Origin of the sequence: Paenarthrobacter sp. NPDC056912, from assembly GCF_042786555.1 — a bacterium.
Lineage (GTDB): Bacteria > Actinomycetota > Actinomycetes > Actinomycetales > Micrococcaceae > Arthrobacter.
This window is the reverse complement of record NZ_JBHUCD010000003.1, coordinates 176,558-194,664: the sequence shown is the minus strand read 5'-3', so window position 1 is coordinate 194,664 and position 18,107 is coordinate 176,558. Positions and strand designations below refer to the sequence as shown.

General features: G+C 62.0%; 16 protein-coding genes. 10 read left to right on the top strand and 6 right to left on the bottom strand.

All coding sequences use genetic code 11. The features are described 5' to 3' along the window. Positions 1–98: 98 nt before the first annotated feature. Positions 99–356 carry a mycoredoxin gene (locus tag ACFRJ9_RS04910; RefSeq protein WP_090825295.1) on the bottom strand — a complete coding sequence of 86 codons (258 nt, stop codon included), beginning with the start codon at positions 354–356 and terminating at the stop codon, positions 99–101. A gap of 168 nt (positions 357–524) precedes the next feature. Here ACFRJ9_RS04910 and ACFRJ9_RS04905 point away from each other — a divergent pair, with 168 nt between their 5' ends. After that, positions 525–1,271, top strand: coding sequence for an SOS response-associated peptidase (locus tag ACFRJ9_RS04905; protein WP_377665238.1), 747 nt, complete (start codon positions 525–527; stop codon positions 1,269–1,271). Between the two features lie 22 nt (positions 1,272–1,293). Here ACFRJ9_RS04905 and ACFRJ9_RS04900 read toward each other — a convergent pair whose 3' ends face one another. Then, positions 1,294–1,683, bottom strand: coding sequence for a hypothetical protein (locus ACFRJ9_RS04900; RefSeq protein WP_377665029.1), 390 nt, complete (start codon positions 1,681–1,683; stop codon positions 1,294–1,296). 46 nt (positions 1,684–1,729) lie between these two features. After that, the gene (locus ACFRJ9_RS04895) at positions 1,730–2,266 is read right to left on the bottom strand and encodes a TetR/AcrR family transcriptional regulator (protein ID WP_377665027.1); all 537 of its coding nucleotides are present in this window, start codon (positions 2,264–2,266) and stop codon (positions 1,730–1,732) included. Positions 2,267–2,318: 52 nt separating this feature from the next. On the opposite strand from ACFRJ9_RS04895, the gene ACFRJ9_RS04890 reads away from it, so the two are divergent. From ACFRJ9_RS04890 to pdxS, 7 genes are all read left to right on the top strand, one after another. Continuing rightward, complete coding sequence (locus ACFRJ9_RS04890; RefSeq protein WP_377665024.1) at positions 2,319–3,380, top strand: FAD-dependent monooxygenase; 1,062 nt, start codon at positions 2,319–2,321, stop codon at positions 3,378–3,380. Between the two features lie 81 nt (positions 3,381–3,461). Beyond that, positions 3,462–3,800: a DUF6504 family protein gene (locus ACFRJ9_RS04885; protein WP_377665022.1), complete on the top strand. Its 339-nt coding sequence runs from the start codon at positions 3,462–3,464 to the stop codon at positions 3,798–3,800. A 3-nt stretch (positions 3,801–3,803) separates the two neighbouring features. Then, positions 3,804–7,304 (top strand): DNA polymerase III subunit alpha, encoded by a 3,501-nt coding sequence (locus tag ACFRJ9_RS04880; protein WP_377665020.1) that lies wholly within the window; start codon positions 3,804–3,806, stop codon positions 7,302–7,304. Between the two features lie 119 nt (positions 7,305–7,423). Further along, positions 7,424–9,433, top strand: a complete 2,010-nt coding sequence (gene thrS, locus ACFRJ9_RS04875) for a threonine--tRNA ligase (RefSeq protein ID WP_377665018.1) — start codon at positions 7,424–7,426, stop codon at positions 9,431–9,433. Between the two features lie 18 nt (positions 9,434–9,451). Further along, positions 9,452–10,045, top strand: coding sequence for an HIT family protein (locus ACFRJ9_RS04870; RefSeq protein WP_377665016.1), 594 nt, complete (start codon positions 9,452–9,454; stop codon positions 10,043–10,045). Further along, positions 10,035–10,664: a phosphatidylinositol phosphate synthase gene (gene pgsA / locus ACFRJ9_RS04865; RefSeq protein ID WP_377665014.1), complete on the top strand. Its 630-nt coding sequence runs from the start codon at positions 10,035–10,037 to the stop codon at positions 10,662–10,664. Before ACFRJ9_RS04870 ends, pgsA begins: the two co-directional genes overlap by 11 nt. Positions 10,665–10,916: 252 nt before the next feature. Beyond that, positions 10,917–11,843 (top strand): pyridoxal 5'-phosphate synthase lyase subunit PdxS, encoded by a 927-nt coding sequence (gene pdxS / locus ACFRJ9_RS04860; protein ID WP_377665012.1) that lies wholly within the window; start codon positions 10,917–10,919, stop codon positions 11,841–11,843. 68 nt (positions 11,844–11,911) lie between these two features. On the opposite strand, the gene ACFRJ9_RS04855 is transcribed toward pdxS, so the two are convergent. After that, complete coding sequence (locus tag ACFRJ9_RS04855) at positions 11,912–13,924, bottom strand: M3 family metallopeptidase (RefSeq protein WP_377665010.1); 2,013 nt, start codon at positions 13,922–13,924, stop codon at positions 11,912–11,914. Positions 13,925–13,997: 73 nt separating this feature from the next. Between ACFRJ9_RS04855 and ACFRJ9_RS04850 the strand changes: the two genes are divergently transcribed. After that, positions 13,998–15,263, top strand: coding sequence for a CapA family protein (locus ACFRJ9_RS04850; RefSeq protein ID WP_377665008.1), 1,266 nt, complete (start codon positions 13,998–14,000; stop codon positions 15,261–15,263). A gap of 3 nt (positions 15,264–15,266) precedes the next feature. Here the strand turns inward: ACFRJ9_RS04850 and ACFRJ9_RS04845 are convergent, their stop codons facing one another. Further along, on the bottom strand, positions 15,267–16,007 hold the full coding sequence (locus ACFRJ9_RS04845; protein ID WP_377665006.1) for a type 1 glutamine amidotransferase: 741 nt from the start codon (positions 16,005–16,007) through the stop codon (positions 15,267–15,269). Next, positions 16,004–17,302, bottom strand: a complete 1,299-nt coding sequence (locus ACFRJ9_RS04840) for a MurT ligase domain-containing protein (protein WP_377665004.1) — start codon at positions 17,300–17,302, stop codon at positions 16,004–16,006. Before ACFRJ9_RS04840 ends, ACFRJ9_RS04845 begins: the two co-directional genes overlap by 4 nt. Before the next feature lie 102 nt (positions 17,303–17,404). Between ACFRJ9_RS04840 and pdxT the strand changes: the two genes are divergently transcribed. Continuing rightward, complete coding sequence (gene pdxT, locus ACFRJ9_RS04835; protein ID WP_377665002.1) at positions 17,405–18,106, top strand: pyridoxal 5'-phosphate synthase glutaminase subunit PdxT; 702 nt, start codon at positions 17,405–17,407, stop codon at positions 18,104–18,106. Position 18,107: the final 1 nt, after the last annotated feature.

Here is an 18,107-nt window from a genome sequence, read left to right as displayed (position 1 = left end):
GGCCCGCTACGGATTCCCATTCTGTCTATCACAAGTGGCAGACAGTGCGTGGTTTGTTCCGAGCGGGCCCTCAAAGATGCCGGTGCGGTGCTGGCAGCCTAGGCTGCCAGGCGGCTCTCCACCTCTGAGGCCGAAGGGTTGGTGGCCGCTGTGCCGTCCGGGAAGAGCACGGTGGGAACGGTGCGGTTTCCTCCGTTGAGCTTCTCGACGAGTTCGGCAGTGCCATCGACTTCTTCGATGTTGATCTCGGTGTAGCCGATGCCCTTGGCGTCCAGCTGCTTCTTCAGGCGGTTGCAATAACCGCACCAGGTGGTCGAGAACATGGTGATGGTGCCGGAGTCGGGAGTGAAATCCACAGAGCTCTCCTCAGTTTTGGTCGTTTGCACGGGATGGTTCGTTGATGTCAACGGTAACCCGGGTCCGAATAATTCCCTTCCCGCCGGATGCCGGGGTTACGTCACATGCCGGTGCTGGTGCCTTTTTCGAGGACAGGGCAGACTGTTCGCATGTGTGGACGCTATGTGATGGCCCGTGCGGTGGGGGACCTGCTCGCCGACTTTGACGCCGAACTTGAAAATGAGATTGCCCTCGAAAAGTCGTGGAATGTGGCTCCGACGGATGCGGTTCCGATCGTCTTGGAGAGGCTCGTCGATGAAAGCCTGAAACGGCAGCTCCACGTTGCCAAGTGGGGACTCGTGCCGTCGTGGGCCAAGGATCCCAAGGGTGGCGCCCGGCTCATTAATGCCCGCAGCGAAACCCTTTTGGAGAAGCCATCCTTCCGCAAGGCGGCGGTTGCCAGGCGATGCGCGGTTCCCGCTGACGGCTACTACGAGTGGAAGAAGGGGGAGGGGAAGAGCAAGCAGCCCTATTACGTGCACCCGGGTGACGGCCATGGATTGGTCTTTGCGGGTTTGTACGAGTGGTGGCGGGACCAGTCGGTGTCTTCCGACGATCCCGGCCGTTGGTTGCTGTCCATGTCCATTCTTACTGCCGATACTCCTACGGCAGATTCTGCCCGGACGCGGCGCAGTGCTTCGGTCTTCGATGAACTGACTACCCTCCATGACCGAGTTCCCCTGCCGATGAGCACGGAGACGATGGAAGCCTGGCTGGATCCCCGCGAGAAGGATGCCGCGGGTTTGGTGGACATGGTCAGGGAGAGGGCGCACGATGCCGCTGCCGGGTGGACGCTGGACCCTGTGGGCGCAGCGGTGGGGAATGTACGCAACAACTCGCCGGAATTGATTGAGCCTGTGGAAGGGCTCTTCTAGCTTGAACCCTGCGGCTGCGGTGTCAGAGGGCTTCGGTGACAGGTACTCCGGACTGGAACTCCCGCCCGTCCGCTTCACTGAAGGCAGTCATGATGTGGCCCTTGCTGAGGCCGTGGATGGCTGACGCCGGGAAATTTCCGGTGATGACGTTGCCGGAGTGCTCCACGCCCTTGATGTCGTAGTTTTCCTCCGCGCTGAGGGAATGGTTGAACGAAAAGAACGAGACCGCCTCTCCGTTCATGAATTCGATGCCTAGCCTCCGCTGGGAGGAGTAGTCCTCGCTGGCAGCAACAAGGCCCACGACGTAGGCGCCGGAGCCAGGTATGTTGCCGTCAATTTCGAACCGTGCCACGAGGTTGTCGTCCGCGGCGGTGATGCTGACCTGCTTCAGGAGTGCGTCATGGGTGCTCATGCCACAATCCTGCTCTGTGGACCCGCTGCCGTCCACCCCTTGGCCATCATCCTTCCAGGAGCCGCCGGACTGTTGCGGCCACCGTGGATCTGTCGATCCGCTGACCCTGCCGAGCGGTCAGCAGGTGCAGGGCAAGGCCGTCACTATAGTCGGAAACTGCTTCAGCCCGGGCCCGTGATTCAGGGATTCCCATGGTGTCAAGCAGTTGCGCCAAAGCCGACACCAGCCGCTCATGGCCGGCGGCCACCACCTCGGGCTGGTCGAGGGCAAAGACGAAGCGTGCCCGGGTGAGTTCGGCGTTTTCGTGAGCGAGTCCCATGACCGCCCCGGCGATTTGCTCCGCCAAGGATGCGGCCGACGTCGGAAGCTCCAACCGTCCCTGCTCCAGCATGAGGCTGTCCAGTTCTTCAACACGGTCGACGGCGGCACCCACCAGCGCTGCACGGTTGCGGAAATAGTTCGAGGTAGTTCCGACGGCGACACCGGCTTGGGCGTCTACAGCTCGGTGGGTGAGCCCTTTGAGGCCTTGGGCGGAGACGACTGCGAGCGCGGCGTCGGCTAACTGTGTTCGTCGGTCAGGCATGGCGAAAGTCTAGCTTCAACCCCTATCAACACTACAAATGTAGTAGTACAGTGTGGGAATGAAAAAAGTTGACATCATCGGCGGCGGAATTGCCGGGCTGGCGCTCGCAGGCGTACTCGACCCCGGCAGATTCGACGTCACCCTGCATGAGCAAAGACCCCAACTCCCCACAGTCGGAACAACCCTGGCCATGTGGCCGCAAGCCCAGCGGGCATTGTCTGACCTCGGGATACTCGGTGCCGTGCGGAGCCGCGGCGCCATCATCAAGTCCGGCGCACTTCGCAGCCCCTCCGGAGAGCCCATGCTTTCAATGGAGGGAGAGGGGCTGGTAGGAATTTCACGGCCGGAACTGCTGAAGCTACTGGACACGGCGGTGCCGGATACCGTCACCAGGGTGGCCCGGAGGGTGGAGCGCACCCCACGCGGGGCCTGGCTGACTGTGGGAGCCGATGGCGTCAACAGTGTGGTTCGGCGGGACATGTGGGGCCGGCGAAGTGCTGCCCGGCCCACTGCCTTCCTTGCCGTCCGGGGAGTCGTCCCAGGAACGCCCGCACCGGAAGACGTCGGCGAATACTGGGGCAGGGGCGAGATTTTCGGCTTGGCCCCCGCTGGAGATGGAACCAACTGGTACGCCTCATACCGATCCGATCTGGGACCGGACAAGGTGGACGTCGCAGAAGCCCTTGACGCGACTCGAACCCGCTATGCCCGCCATTCGCCTGCCGTGCAGGGCGTCCTCGCCATCGCCACTGCGGAAAATTCCCTGGCCCAACGCATCTGGACAACCCCGCCACTGCGCCGTTACGTGCGGAGCAACGTGGTGCTGGTAGGGGATGCCGCGCACGCTATGACCCCCAACCTTGGCAGGGGCGCCTGCGAAGCGCTGATCGATGCCGTCACTTTGGGCAAGCTGCTCAACGAGCTGCCCTTGGAAAAAGCGCTCGCCGCCTATGGCAGGAAGCGTGTACTCCGCACCCAGCAGCTCCGGCTGGCCTCATCCCTGATGGGAAGCGTCGCACTCGCGCAAGGAATGCAACCATTGCGCGACTCCCTGCTGAAGCAGGCGGGCAAGCGTATAGCGCGAAGCCGGGAAAGGGATCGAACTTCGAAGTAGGTTTTGTCCGAACGTCGGCGTAAACTCGAATTATTCGAACATACTTTCGAATGAAATCGTTCGGCGTAAAGAGGTGTGGAAATGGGGCTGTTCAGCGAGGCCGTGGAGGTCACCTGCACAGACACGGGCCAGCCACAGGCAGTCCAATGGAAAGGGACCTCCTACACCGTCACCAACGAGCCCGTTCGCTGGTACGAACGGCGCCAATGGTGGGTAGAAGAAAGCCGCGCCCCCCTGGGAACCGGAGCAGGCCTGGTGGATCACGAGATCTGGCGAGTACAACTCCTACCCGCGCAGTCAGACGCCAACCACACCATCACCCTGGACCTGGTCCGCCACCTCGGCAGCAGCCGTTGGCGGCTCCTTCGTATTCACGACGCCGCACCAGCACAAGCCGTCGAACCCGACGAAGCCGCGTGACCCTTGAGTTTCACCCACCTTCACGTCTCAACGGCCTTCAGCGCACACTACGGTGTCTCCTGGCCTGAGGAACTCGCCCAAACCGCCGCAACAGATGGCGCCACAGCGCTCGCCTGCACGGACCGGGACGGCCTCTACGGCACCATCAAACACCTCAAGGCGTGCATGGACGCAGGCATCGACCCCATCGTGGGAGTCGACCTCGCAATCTTCGACGACGACGGCGACCACCGCACCCAAGTCGCGGGCCGCGTCGTCGTACTCGCCCACGGCAACAACAACGGTGCCGGCTACCGTGCACTATGCCGCCTCGTCTCCGACGCCCACGCGCGCACCACCGGCAAAGCCGGGGGAGCAGTCCCCGTAGCAGTAACCCGGGGAGAACTCGCATCCCGCACACTGGACCCAAAAACCCTGAAACCGGTACTGACCGTACTGCTCGGACCAGACTCAGACGTAGGCCGCGCCATGGGCGGACGCAAATACCTCCGCCCAAGGACCCTCTTCAAGCAATGGATCGACGCCATGCCGCCCGGAACCATCGTGGCCGAAACCGTCTCCCACCTCAGTGCACCGGGAGAGCCCCTGAGCACCTCCCACGCAGTACGCATGCTCAAACTCGCCCTCGAATACAATGTCCCGGCCGTCCTCACCAACGCCGTCCGCTACTGCGCCCAAGACGGAGCAGCCACCGCCGACGTCCTCGACTCAGCGCGCACCCTGAAATCGCTCCCCGAACTCTCAGCCGCGCCCCTGCTCCAACCCACAGGGCAAGGCTGGCTCAAAAACGCCCAACAAATGCTTCAACTCGGCAAAGAAATCATGCACTCCGCCGGACAAGGAAAGGCCGACCTCAACAAACTGCTCGCCAACACAGAAGCGCTCGCCGACAAATGCCGCATTGATCCCGTACTGGACATGGGATGGAAGAAACCCGTCGTACCTGAAGCCTCCATCATCGGCATCGACTGCGACCCCATGGTCGAACTCACGCAGCGCTGCGCCGCCGGAATCACCCAACGTTTCCCGGACATCAACAGGGAAGCGGAAAGACGAATGCGCTCGCGGTTGGAGCATGAGCTCGGGATCATCGGCAGGCTCGGCTTTGCTTCCTACTTCCTCACGGTTGCCGAGGTCTCCAAGATGATCCTGGATATGGGTGTCCGGGTGGCTGCACGTGGATCCGGCGCCTCAAGCCTGGTCAATTACCTGATCAACATCAGCCAGGTCGATCCGATCCGGCACGACCTCATCTTTGAACGATTCCTTTCCGGCCGCCGCTCAACGCTGCCGGACATCGATATCGACGTCGAAAGCGCCGAACGGCACAACGTCTACCGAAAGATCTTTGACCGTTTCGGGGCCGAACGCGTCACCCTCATGAGCATGCAAAACGGCTACCGGGCGCGTGGTGCTGTTCGGGATGCAGGGATGGCACTGGGAATGGACGATGACGAGGTAGGGGAAATAGCCAAGCAGCTTTGGAGGTTCTCAGCCCGCAAGTTTCGTGAGGCTTTGGTGGAAAAACCGGAACTCCGGGATTTTGCCGGGCGTGTGGAGCGGGGAGGGGCGGATGAGAACCAGCAATTGGACCTCCTGGTGGACCTTACCGAGAGGCTTGACCGTTTGCCGCGGCACATCTCCATGCATCCCTGCGGAGTGATATTGGGGGATGCCACCTTGTTGGACAGAACCCCTGTCCAACCCAGCGGCCTGGGCTTGCCCATGAGCCAGTTCGATAAACATGACATGGACCCCATGGGCATGCTCAAACTGGATGTCCTGGGAGTACGGATGCAAAGTGCCATGGCTTTTGCGGTTCGGGAAGTCATTCGTCTCCACCCTTCCAAGGCCGAGGTTGTGGCGGCAGGGAACCACCCGGTTGAGCCCGGTGGTTCCGGTCCGAACTACATCGCGCCGGACGGAAGGATCGACCTCAACGCGGTTCCGTTCGACGACGAGCCCACTTATGAGCTGATCCGCAGCACCCACACTCTGGGCTGTTTTCAGATTGAGTCCCCTGGACAGCGCGAGCTCATTGGAAAGATGGCTCCCCGCGAATTCAATGATTTGATTATCGATATTTCACTGTTCAGGCCTGGGCCCATGAAGTCGGATATGGTCCGCCCGTTCCTGGAACACAGGCATGGCTTCGCGCCGGAGGTCTACCCTCATCCAGACCTGAAACCGGTCCTGCAGGAAACCCATGGCGTCACCGTTTTCCATGAGCAGATCCTGAAGACGTTCGATGTCATGACCGACTGCGGACTGGCGCGGGCTGATGAGTTCCGCCGGGCTTTGGGCGATGAAATCCATGAACCTGGAGTCGAAGTGTACTTCCGGCGTGAAGCGATCAAGAAATACCCACCCGAGGTAGTGGACAAAGTCTGGGGGACCTTGAAGGCTTTTGGGAGTTTCGGTTTCTGCAAAGCCCACGGAGCCGCTTTTGCGGTGCCTACCTACCAATCGGCGTGGCTGAAAACCCATCACCCCGAAGCCTTCCTCGCAGGTCTATGGGAGCACGATCCCGGGATGTACCCCAAACGCCTGCTCGTTGCTGAAGCCCGACGGCTCGGGATTCCCATCCTGGCCTTGGACATCAACCGCAGCCAGGCTGAATACAGGGTGGAGAAGATCCAGGAGGGTCCCGAGCAAGGCAAGCTGGGGATCCGCTTGAGCCTCACCGGAATCTATGGGTTGTCAGGAGCGGAACTGAAAAGAATCGTGGCAGGGCAACCCTACGACTCCCTTGCGGACCTTCGGGCGCGGGCAAGGGTGAGCAAACCGAACATCAAAAGACTTGCCCAACTCGGCGCCTTCGATGCCCTGCACAAAGATTCCGGAGGAACGGCAAACCGGGCTGATCTGGTGCAGCATCTGCAAGCCCTTCAGGTCAGCCCTTCCAAGAAGACCAACGAGGTCATGGAGGGGCAGCTGTCCTTCGCGCTGGGTGATGTTGAGTTGAGGAACCTGGTCCCGGAATGGCCCGCACCCACCATGGTGGACAACGTCAGGGCGGAACTCGACCTCATGGCTGTAGACGTCAGTGAGCACCTCATGGATAGCCATCGGCCTTTGCTGGACAAGCTTGGAGTCACCACCGCGGACAAACTCCTGGGGCTGCGCAATGGAACCGAGGTCCTGGTAGCAGGAGTCCGGATTGCGACCCAGACCCCGCCCATGCGGGGAGGTCGCCGCGTGGTCTTCATCAGCATCGACGACGGCACGGGGTGCGTTGACTCCGTCTTCTTCCATGAAGCCCAGGAGGAATCGGGCCCGTTGCTGTTTGGTACTCGCCTGCTGCTGATCCGCGGAACCACCAGGAGGACCGGCCCCAAGGGAATCAGCTTGAGCGCAAGCAAGGCTTGGGACCTCAGCCGTCCTGAGACCTTGCCATTCGGGGAACAACTCGCAACGGAAGCTGGTCTGCCTGCTGAATTCCTGCATGTCGGCCCCCTCCATGGCGTGTCACGGAACCTTGCCATCACTGGGCTCGGAAGCTGAATGCAGGGTCGGCGCGCTGCTTTGGCCGCCTCAGCTGAAACGGATACGATTGACGGTGGCTGGCTGTGGTCCCCGTACGCCACAAGCTATGAAGCCTTCACTATGAATAGGAGACACCCGTGTCAGATGCCCAACAGATCACCCTCATCGTCGATGGCGAAGAGACCAAGGTGACGGAAGGGACTACCGGCGCGGAACTCTTCTTCGAGCGCCGAGACGTCGTTGTAGCCCGTGTCAACGGTGTGCTGAAAGACCTTGACCAGGTGCTGCCAGCGGACGCCGACATCGAAGGCGTCACCATCGAATCACCCGATGGCCTCAACGTGCTCCGCCACTCCACCGCACACGTCATGGCTCAAGCCGTGCAGCAGTTGCGCCCCGACGCAAAACTCGGCATCGGGCCGTACATCACGGATGGCTTCTACTTCGACTTTGACGTCGCCGAGCCGTTCACTCCGGAAGACCTGCGGCAGCTGGAAAAGATGATGCAGAAGATCATCAACCAGAACCAGAAGTTCGTTCGCCGCGTGGTCACCGAAGAAGAAGCCCGCGAAGCAATGGCAAAAGAGCCCTACAAGCTGGAACTGTTGGGCAAGAAAAACGACACCGCCGACGCCGCTGAGGGCGTCAACGTCGAGGTCGGCGCCGGCGACATCACCATCTACGACAATGTGGACCGTAAGAGCGGCGACAGTGTCTGGTGCGATCTTTGCCGCGGCCCGCACCTTCCCAACACCAAGATCATTTCCAACGCCTTCGCTCTGACCCGTTCATCGGCCGCGTACTGGTTGGGCAACCAGAACAACCAGCAGCTGCAGCGCATCTATGGCACAGCCTGGCCCACCAAGGAAGCCCTCAAGGCTTACCAGGAACGCATCGCCGAGGCCGAGCGCCGCGACCACCGCAAGCTCGGTGTCGAGTTGGACCTGTTCTCCTTCCCTGACGAGCTTGGCTCCGGGCTGCCGGTGTTCCACCCCAAGGGCGGCATCATCCGCAAGGCCATGGAGGACTATTCCCGCCAGCGGCACGTTGACGCCGGCTACGAGTTTGTCTACACCCCGCACATCACCAAGGGTCACCTCTACGAGGTTTCCGGCCACCTTGACTGGTACAAGGACGGCATGTTCCCTGCGATGCACGTGGATGCTGAACTCAACGAGGACGGCACCGTTCGCAAACCCGGCCAGGACTACTACCTGAAGCCGATGAACTGCCCCATGCACAACTTGATCTTCCGCTCCCGCGGGCGGTCCTACCGTGAACTGCCTCTGCGCTTGTTCGAGTTCGGTTCGGTCTACCGCTACGAGAAGTCAGGCGTTGTGCACGGCCTGACCCGTGTACGGGGCATGACACAGGACGACGCCCACATCTACTGCACCCGCGAGCAGATGAAGGATGAACTCACCACCACGCTGAACTTCGTCCTCGGCCTGCTCAAGGACTACGGCCTGGACGACTTCTACCTGGAGCTCTCCACCAAGAACAAGGAAAAGTTCGTTGGTGACGACGCCGCCTGGGAGGAAGCAACACGCACCCTCTCCGAGGTAGCAGCGGCCTCAGGCCTGGAACTCGTACCGGATCCGGGTGGAGCTGCCTTCTACGGCCCCAAGATCTCAGTCCAGGCCAAGGACGCCCTCGGCCGGACCTGGCAGATGTCCACCATCCAGCTGGACTTCAACCTCCCTGAGCGCTTCGAACTGGAGTACCAGGCAGCCGACGGCACGCGCCAACGCCCTGTCATGATCCACCGTGCGCTGTTCGGTTCCGTGGAACGCTTCATGGGTGTCCTGACCGAGCACTACGCAGGCGCATTCCCGGCCTGGCTGGCACCGGTCCAGGTAGTTGGCATTCCGGTTGCCGAGACGTTCAACGACTACATGTTCGACGTCGTGGGCCAGCTCAAGGCAGCGGGTATCCGTGCCGAGGTAGACATTTCCTCGGACCGCTTCCCCAAGAAAATCCGCACGGCCAGCAAGGACAAGATCCCCTTTGTCCTGATTGCAGGTGGCGAGGACGCCGAAGCCGGAGCAGTCTCGTTCCGTTTCCGCGATGGCAGCCAGGACAACGGTGTGCCCGTGGCCGAGGCGGTCCGCAGGATCGTGGACGCCGTCAAGAACCGCGAGAGCTGACGGAACGGACAACATACGGTGCAGGAGAACACAGGCGTGGCAGCTGACTATCCGGGCGACGCTGGAGTAACCGACGACTTCAGCTTGGCAGGTGTTCCGGATGCTTTTCAGCGCCTGTGGACTCCGCACCGCATGGCCTACATCAAGGGCGGGCAGGACCAGTTCAAGAACAAGGACGACTGCCCGTTCTGTGTGGGGCCATCACGCACAGACGAGGAATCCCTCATCGTCCATCGTGGCAGGACCTGCTACGTGGTGCTCAACCTCTTCCCCTATAACCCGGGCCATCTGCTGATCTGTCCTTACCGTCACGTGCCTGACTACACGGACATCACCGTCGAGGAAACGGCGGAGTTCGCCGATCTCACGCAAACGGCCATGCGCGTGCTGCGCAAGGTTTCCAATCCCAGTGGCTTCAACCTTGGCATGAACCAAGGTGTCACTGGGGGCGCCGGAATCGCGGCACACCTCCACCAGCATGTGGTGCCGCGTTGGGGTGGGGACGGTAATTTCTTCCCCATCATCGCCCAGACCAAGGCCATCACGCAGACCCTTGACGAGGTCCGCAAACTGGTGGCCGAAGCCTGGCCGGGGGAGTCGAATGCTCAATAGGCATGCGCGCGGCTTCTTCACCTCACTTTTCACTCCTCTAGCGCGTTGGCTCCTCAAGCTCGGCGTGTCACCCGACGCCGTCACCATGGTGGGGACCGCGGGCGTGGTCCTTGGCGGCCTCATTCTTTACCCGCTCGGACACTTGTGGTGGGGGTCGGTAGTGGTGGCCTTCTTCGCCTTCTCCGATGTAGTGGACGGAATCATGGCCCGTTTGCAGGGCCGCAGCGGTGGATGGGGGAATTTCCTCGATTCCACGCTTGATCGCCTGGCTGACGGCGCCATCTTCGCTGGCCTCACTATCTGGTTCTTCACACGGGGTGCGGATCCGGCGATCGGAACGGCCGCCGTCGTTTGCCTGGTCCTGGGCATGGTTGTTTCCTACGCAAGGGCCAAGGCAGAGTCGTTGGGGTACCAGGCAAGCGTTGGAATCGCCGAGCGCGCGGAGCGGTTGGCTTCGGTTCTTTTGGTTGCCGGACTCACCGGGCTCGGCCTCCCACCCGTGGTTCTGTTTGCAACCCTCATCCTGCTGGCCATCGCCAGCGTGATCACCATAGTCCAAAGGATGTCCGCGGTTCGGCGGCAGGCCATGGCCGAAGCCGAAGGGCCTGCTGCCGCTTAGTCCGATACGACGAACGCCTCATCAGGGGAACTGTCATCCGGCCAAACCCCTGTGCCGGCAGTTGTGCAACTGTCCTAGGACGGCCCCTTTGTTGCCTGCCAGGGCGGTAATGAATGTACTGTCACCCTGCTACCTGCGACTACTATTACTAGTACTTGGTCACCTTGACCTGAAACCCGGTGTGCGCTGATTGCGGTCGTGTGCTGCGCGTGCCTCCGGCAAAAGGTCGTTTATCTACCCATAGGGGTTTTTGTGTCTACACCAGATGTAAGCAACGAAGCCGGTTCGTCCGCGAACAGCGTCACGGGCAGCAGCCGTGTTAAGCGGGGCATGGCTGAGATGCTCAAGGGCGGCGTCATCATGGACGTCGTTAACGTCGAGCAGGCCCGCATCGCCGAGGACGCCGGTGCCGTAGCCGTCATGGCGCTCGAGCGTGTCCCGGCCGATATCCGCGCCCAGGGCGGCGTGTCCCGCATGTCAGATCCGGACATGATCGATGCGATCATCTCCGCCGTGTCCATCCCGGTCATGGCCAAGGCCCGCATCGGGCATTTCGTCGAAGCCCAGGTCCTGCAGTCCCTCGGTGTGGACTACATCGACGAGTCCGAGGTCCTGACCCCGGCCGACTACATCAACCACATCGATAAGTGGAACTTCACCGTCCCGTTCGTCTGTGGTGCCACCAACCTCGGTGAGGCTTTGCGCCGCATCAACGAGGGCGCGGCGATGATCCGGTCCAAGGGCGAAGCCGGTACCGGGGATGTTTCCAACGCCACCGGGCACATGCGCCAGATCCGTGCCGAGATCGCCAAGCTCGCTGCCCTCCCGGAGGACGAGCTCTACGTTGCGGCCAAGGAACTGCAGGCCCCGTATGAGCTGGTCAAGGAAATCGCTGCCACGGGCAAGCTCCCGGTGGTGTTGTTCACCGCCGGTGGCATCGCGACCCCGGCTGATGCTGCGATGATGATGCAGCTCGGCGCCGACGGCGTGTTCGTCGGTTCGGGTATCTTCAAGTCCGGCAACCCGGCAGAGCGTGCCGCCGCCGTCGTCAAGGCCACCACGTTCTACGACGATCCCGATGTCATCGCCAAGGTCTCCCGCGGCCTCGGCGAAGCAATGGTCGGCATCAACGTCGACGACATCCCCCAGCCCCACCGCCTCGCAGAACGCGGCTGGTAAGAGCAAAAGCAGTACGACGACGGGCCTGTCACCTTCCGAGGTGACAGGCCCGTCGTCGTTTTCCAAGGTCAGTCCAGTCCGCGGCGTTTCAGGAGCGGCCCCAGTTCCGCGTCCCGGCCTCGGAACACTCGGAACGATTCCAACGGGTCGCGGCTGTTCCCCCTGGCGAGGAGCTCAGAACGGAAGCGGTCCCCGTTCCCTCGGGTGAGCCCTCCGTTTTCCTTGAACCACTCCACCGTGTCAGCGTCCAGCACCTCGCTCCAAATGTAGGAGTAGTAGCCGGCTGCATAGCCAGCACCGGCGAAGATGTGTTGGAAATAGCCGGTGCGGTAGCGCGGTGGAATCAAGGGATGGGCGATGCCGGCGTCGGCGAGGGCTTTGGCTTCGAAGGCAAGGACGTCGTCCGGCACATCCCCATCGGCAAGCACATGCCAGGCGAGGTCAAGCAAGGCAGCCCCGAGATATTCAGTGGTGGCGAACCCTTCGCCCCACAGCAAGGAATCATTGAGTTTGTCCACGATCTGCCGCGGGAGACGCTCCCCAGTGACGTGGTGGCGGGCGTAGTTTTCCAGGACTTCCGGCCACATGATCCACATTTCGTTGACCTGCGACGGGTACTCCACAAAGTCGCGTGGAACAGAGGTTCCCGAGAAACGCGGATAGGTGACATCGGAGAAGAGCCCGTGCAGTGCGTGGCCGAATTCATGGAACACTGTCCGGAGCTCGTCAAGCGAAAGCAGGGTCGGCTCACCGGGCGCTGGTTTGGTGATGTTGAGGTTGTTGATCACCACGGCCCTTGTGCCCAGCAGGCCGGACTGTTCCACCACTGAGTTCATCCAGGCGCCTCCTCGCTTGGATTCCCGCGTGTAGTAGTCGCCAAGGAAGAGGCCAAGGCCGCTTCCGTCCTCGTTCCGGACTTCCCAGACGCGGACATCGGGGTGGTACCCCTCCAGATCAGTCCGTTCGTGGAAGGTGATGCCGTACAACTGCGTAGCCGCATGGAATACGCCGTCTGTCAGGACAGATTCAAGGGCGAAGTAGGGCCGCAGCGCTTGCTCGTCTACCTCATACTTTTCCCTGCGGACCCGGGCGGAGTAGTAGGCCCAGTCCCAAGGTTCCAGTTCATGGCCCGCGGCTTCGGCCAGGGCAGTGGCTTCGGCCTGGGTATTCTGGACCGCGGGCGGTGCAAGGCGGCCCAGCATGGCTTGGACGTCGCCGAAGCTGGGGGCGGTCTGCTGGTCCACCACGAGTTCCGCAAAGTTGGTGAAGCCCAACAGCGACGCCTTCTCCGCGCGAAGGCGTGCTGTGGCTGTCACATTGGCACGGACGTCCATGGTGCCGCCGTCAGTACCCCGGGCAAGGGACGCCTCATACAGGCGACGGCGGATGGTCCGGTTTTCCAACGACGCGAGGGCGGGCTGGTTGCTGGGTTGAATGAGGGTGATCAGGTACTTGCCGTCGTGTCCGGCGGCCTTGGCGGCTTCGGCCGCACCTGTGATGCCCTCCGCGGGCATTCCGTCCAGGTCCCCGGCATTTTCCAGGAGCAGGGCGGCGGCCTTCATCCCGTCCTTGACGCGCTGTCCAAAGTCAGTGCCGAGTCGTGAGAGCTCCGCGTTGACCTCGCGCAGGCGGGACTGACCGGCGTCATCGAGCTGGATGCCTGAATGCCTGAACTCCTTGAGGTACTCCTCCACAAGCCGCGCCGAATCGGCGTCCAGACGGGTGATATCGATGGCGGCGAACCGTTCGTAGAGGCCCCGGTTCATGTACACGGCATCCTGGTGGGCCGAGAACCTGGGAGACAATTCGGTCTCCAGTTCTTTGATGGCCTCGGAGGCATCAGCTGAAACCAGCGTGAAGAACGCTGCCGCCGCCCTGTTCAGGAGTCGTCCGGATTGCTCCATGGCTACGGCCGTGTTCTCGAACGACGCCGGTTCGGGGTTGTCCGCGATCTTCTGGATTTCCTGCAGGTGCTCCACCAGCCCGGCATCAACGGCCTCGGCATAGTGCCCCGGTGTGATATCGGCGAATGGAGGCAGTCCGTAGGGCAAGGGGCTGGGGCTGAGGAGGGGATTGGTCATGAAGCGACTCTTTCACGTAAGAATCGTGTCCTCAAGAGCGGCACGCCCGGTTCGGCAGCCCTTCCGCCGTAGGATGAAAATCATGGGGAATATCACATCTTCCGCGGCAGGGTTCCGTTCTCCGAAGACGGTTCTCGTACTGGGTGCGGCGGCTCTCGCCCTGACCTTGGGCGCCTGCGGAGTCATTGCTGAGACCGATGATCAGAACAGCAGCAGCGCCGCTACGGCTCCCGCCACCGAATCGCCCTCCCCGACGCGCACCCCCGCCCCGAACCCGACGCCGGGCCTGGGCCCTGCTTGCCCGGAACTGCGATGCACCTCCATTACCGTGACCGGCGACATGCTGGTCCATACCCAGCTCTGGCAGCAAGCAAGGGCCGACGCCGCAGCGGCAGGGTTGCCAGGCTACACCTTCGTCCCCCTCCTCGAAGGGCAGCGACGCTACATCCGCAACAGTGACCTGGCCATCTGCCACCAGGAGACGCCTGTTTCAACACCCGAGGGGCCCTTCTCGGCCTATCCGTCCTTCAACGTGCCGCCGCAAATCATCACCGCTTCCAAGGACGTCGGATACCAAGCCTGCACCACAGCCAGCAACCACACCATTGACCGCGGGACTGAGGGACTCCTCCGGACGCTGGATGCACTCGACGCGGCGGGCCTGAAGCACACTGGTTCCTACCGCACCGAAGCGGCATCCAAAGAAATACTGGTGCTCCAGACTGATGCCGCCAAAGTGGCTGTGATCATCGGGACCTACGGCCACAATGGCCAGATTCCCGAGTACCCGTGGCTGGTGGACGAGCTTGATCCCACGGCAATGATCGCAAAGGCCACCCAGGCAAGGGCGCAGGGGGCCGATATCGTGCTGGGGGTCATGCACGCTGGGGACGAGTACGCGAGTGAAGCCAACGCCCAGCAGCAGGAAGTGGCGCACGCCCTCGTGGACAGTGGCCAGTTCTCCATGGTTTACGGACACCACACCCACTCGGTTCTTCCCATCGAGAATTACAAGGGCACGTGGATTGTCTACGGTCTTGGCAACGGGGTCACGGAATTGTCGCCGTGGTACGTCGTCAACAATGAAGGGTTGCTTGTCCGGGCGCAGTTCAGCCAGAACGCCGCCGGAGTCTGGAAGGCCTCTGACCTCGCCTGGGCGCCCTCGGTCATAGTGCGCGACCCCTACCGTTGGTGCTCAGTGGCCAGCGACGCTCCGCAAGGGGTCTGTGCGTCCCCTGCTGCCGATGCCGGGACTTACCAGCGGACCAAAGCCGTGGTTGAGTCCATGGGGGCTGCGACGGCCGGTGCCCATGAGCTGTTGGTCACCAAGGAAAAGTGACTCCTAGCGCGGACGGCGGGCGGCGTGTTCGCGCGCAAGGCGGGCGTAGTCGTCGTCGGGCGTTCCCGGAACGAAGCTGCCGTATTTGCGTTCCGCGGCCGTTCTGATGAGGTAGTCCGCGATCGCCGGGTTCTTGGGGAGCAGGGATCCGTGCAGATAGCTCGCCACGACGTTCTTGTAGCGGGCGCCCTCATGGCCGTCCTTGCTGTTGTTTCCCGCCCCCTTGGTGACGGTGCCGAGAGGTTCGACGCCGGCGCCCAGGGTGGTCTGCCCGCTGTGGTTTTCGTAGCCCATGACGTCGCCGAACTCGGCGGACTTCATGATCACGTTGCCGATCAGTCGTTCATCGGTACCGTGCGTCTCGACGTCCAGGATGCCGATTCCCGGAATGACAGGGCCCGCGCTGGTCTTGAAGAATTTCCCGAAAAGCTGGTAAAGCCCGCAGATAACCAGCATGGGGGCGCCGTCGTTCGCGAGTTCGCGCAGATGTCCGGCGCGTGCTTGAAGATCCTCCTGGATGACGAGCTGGCCGCTGTCCTGCCCTCCGCCTCCGACAATGATGTCGATGTCGTCAGGGAAGTCGTCCCCGACGTTGTACTCCAGCAGTTCCGGGGAATAGCCGTGCCATTTGATTCGCTGCTTGAGGACCAGGGCATTGCCCCAGTCGCCGTAGATGTTCATTTCCCGCGGATAAAGCTGCAGGACGCGGATTGTTCCCTTGCCGGGCTGTGCTTCCGAAGTCATGAGACCACCTCAACTATGGTGATTTTGCCGAGCTCGCGGCGGATGGCGAGCATGGAAGTGTACGTGCAGAAGATCCGCTTCGGCTTGCCGCGGGCGCCATCAATGAACGCCCGCAGTGCCGCGGTGATGTCAGGCTCGACGGCGCCGAACCGGACGTCGTCATACTGCAGACGCAGTGCCATGTCATAAGCGCGTACGCCGGTGAGGACTTCCACGCCGTCCTCGCGCAACGATTCGAATTCAACGTCCCAAAGCCAGGACATGTCGCGACCGTCGGCGTAGTTGTCGTTGATCGCGATCATGGTGGCGTAACCACCGGCCGGGAAGGATTTCAGCCCGAGCCGGAACCCGCTTGGATTCTTCACGAGCACCAGTTCGAGCGGCTGTCCATCAACGGTCAGGCTCTCACCGCGGCCGAAAGCCGGGGCAACGTCACCCAAGGCCTTCACGAGCTTGGGAGTATCAACCGGGCCTGCGCCCAGGACAGCCCTGGCCAGCGACAAGGCGGCAGCGGCGTTGAAGATGTTGTACACGCCCCGGAGCTTCATCGCCGTGGTGACCGTCTCGCCGTCGAACTCAAAGTCCGCGTCCTGCGCGCCCACCCGGCGAAGTACGACGTCGGCGGTCGGGGCGGAGGCGTCCTCGCCTGCGGTGCCTGGCTGGTTGCCGGACGCGGTCCCGGTGCGCATGTCGTCGTCGTTCGGGAACGTGCTCCGCAGCGATTCATCGAGTCCGAAGTAACGGACAGCGGGTCCGTTGACGACGCTGGCGATGCGCGCTACCCGGGGATCCTCACGGTTCAAGACCACGGTGTCGGTGGTTTTCAGTGCGATGTGCTCAAGCAGGCGGGCCGTCTTGTCTATTTCACCAAAACGGTCCAGTTGGTCCCGGAGGACGTTGAGCAGGAGGCTGAAGCGCGGCGGCACCTTGTTGACGAAATGCACGGCATGGGCTTCGTCCAGCTCCAGGATGGCGACGTCGGCGTCCAAACGCCCCCGCCAGTCAACCTCACCCAGGAGCGAGGCAGCCACGCCGCGGGTGAAATTGCTGCCCGTGCGGTTGGTGAAGACTTTCAGGCCTTGGCTTTCGAGGAGTTCCACCACCATCTTGGTAGTAGTGGTTTTGCCATTGGTGCCGCTGACCACGGCCACGCCATGGGGAAGCGAAGCCAGCGTTCGCTGCATGAAGCCGGGGTCGATTTTTTCAACCACCAGGCCGGGGAAGGCCGAGCCTCCGCCACGAAGCCGGGATAGTGTGCGGACCAGCTTGCCGAGGGGAACGCTGAAGGAAAGCATGCTCTGTAATATATCCCAGTTAAGGCATGGAACCCGGCGTCCGGGCGGGTCCTGACGGTCCACCGGGACGCCTGGCCGGGTGCGGGCCACTATGATGGTCGAATGACCAATCCCCTTTCCGACGCTTCATCACGCGTGGGTTCAGGACTCCGGATCGGCGTACTGGCACTCCAGGGCGACTTCCGTGAGCACATCCACGCTGTAGAGGCAGCCGGCGCCACTGGCGTAGGTATCCGTCGTCCAGCCGAGCTCGACGACATCGATGGCCTCATCATTCCCGGCGGCGAATCCACTACCATCGACAAACTCTCCAGGATCTTTGAACTCCGCGATCCCCTGCGCAAGCGGATCGCGGACGGGCTACCCGTCTACGGATCCTGCGCCGGCATGATCCTCCTGGCCAACGAAATAGCCGATCCCGCCACGGACCTGCAAGGCAATCCGCAGCAGACCTTCGGTGGGCTGGACATCACTGTGCGTCGCAATGCCTTCGGCCGGCAGCGGGAATCCTTCGAAACGGACCTTGACTTCAAAGGCTTGGACTTCAGCGCAGGAGAGTCCGGCGTCGATCCTGTTCATGCAGTCTTCATCCGTGGTCCGTGGGTGGAGCGGGTAGGTCCGGATGTGGAAATCCTGGCGCAGGTTGACCCGGACCATGCCAGCCACACGGCGACTTTGCATGGATTGGCTAGAATTGTTGCAGTGCGTTCCGGCCACCTGCTGGCTACCTCCTTCCACCCGGAAGTGACGGGCGAGAAGCGCGTGCATGAACTCTTTATTCGAATGATCAGAGGAGAAGCGTAAA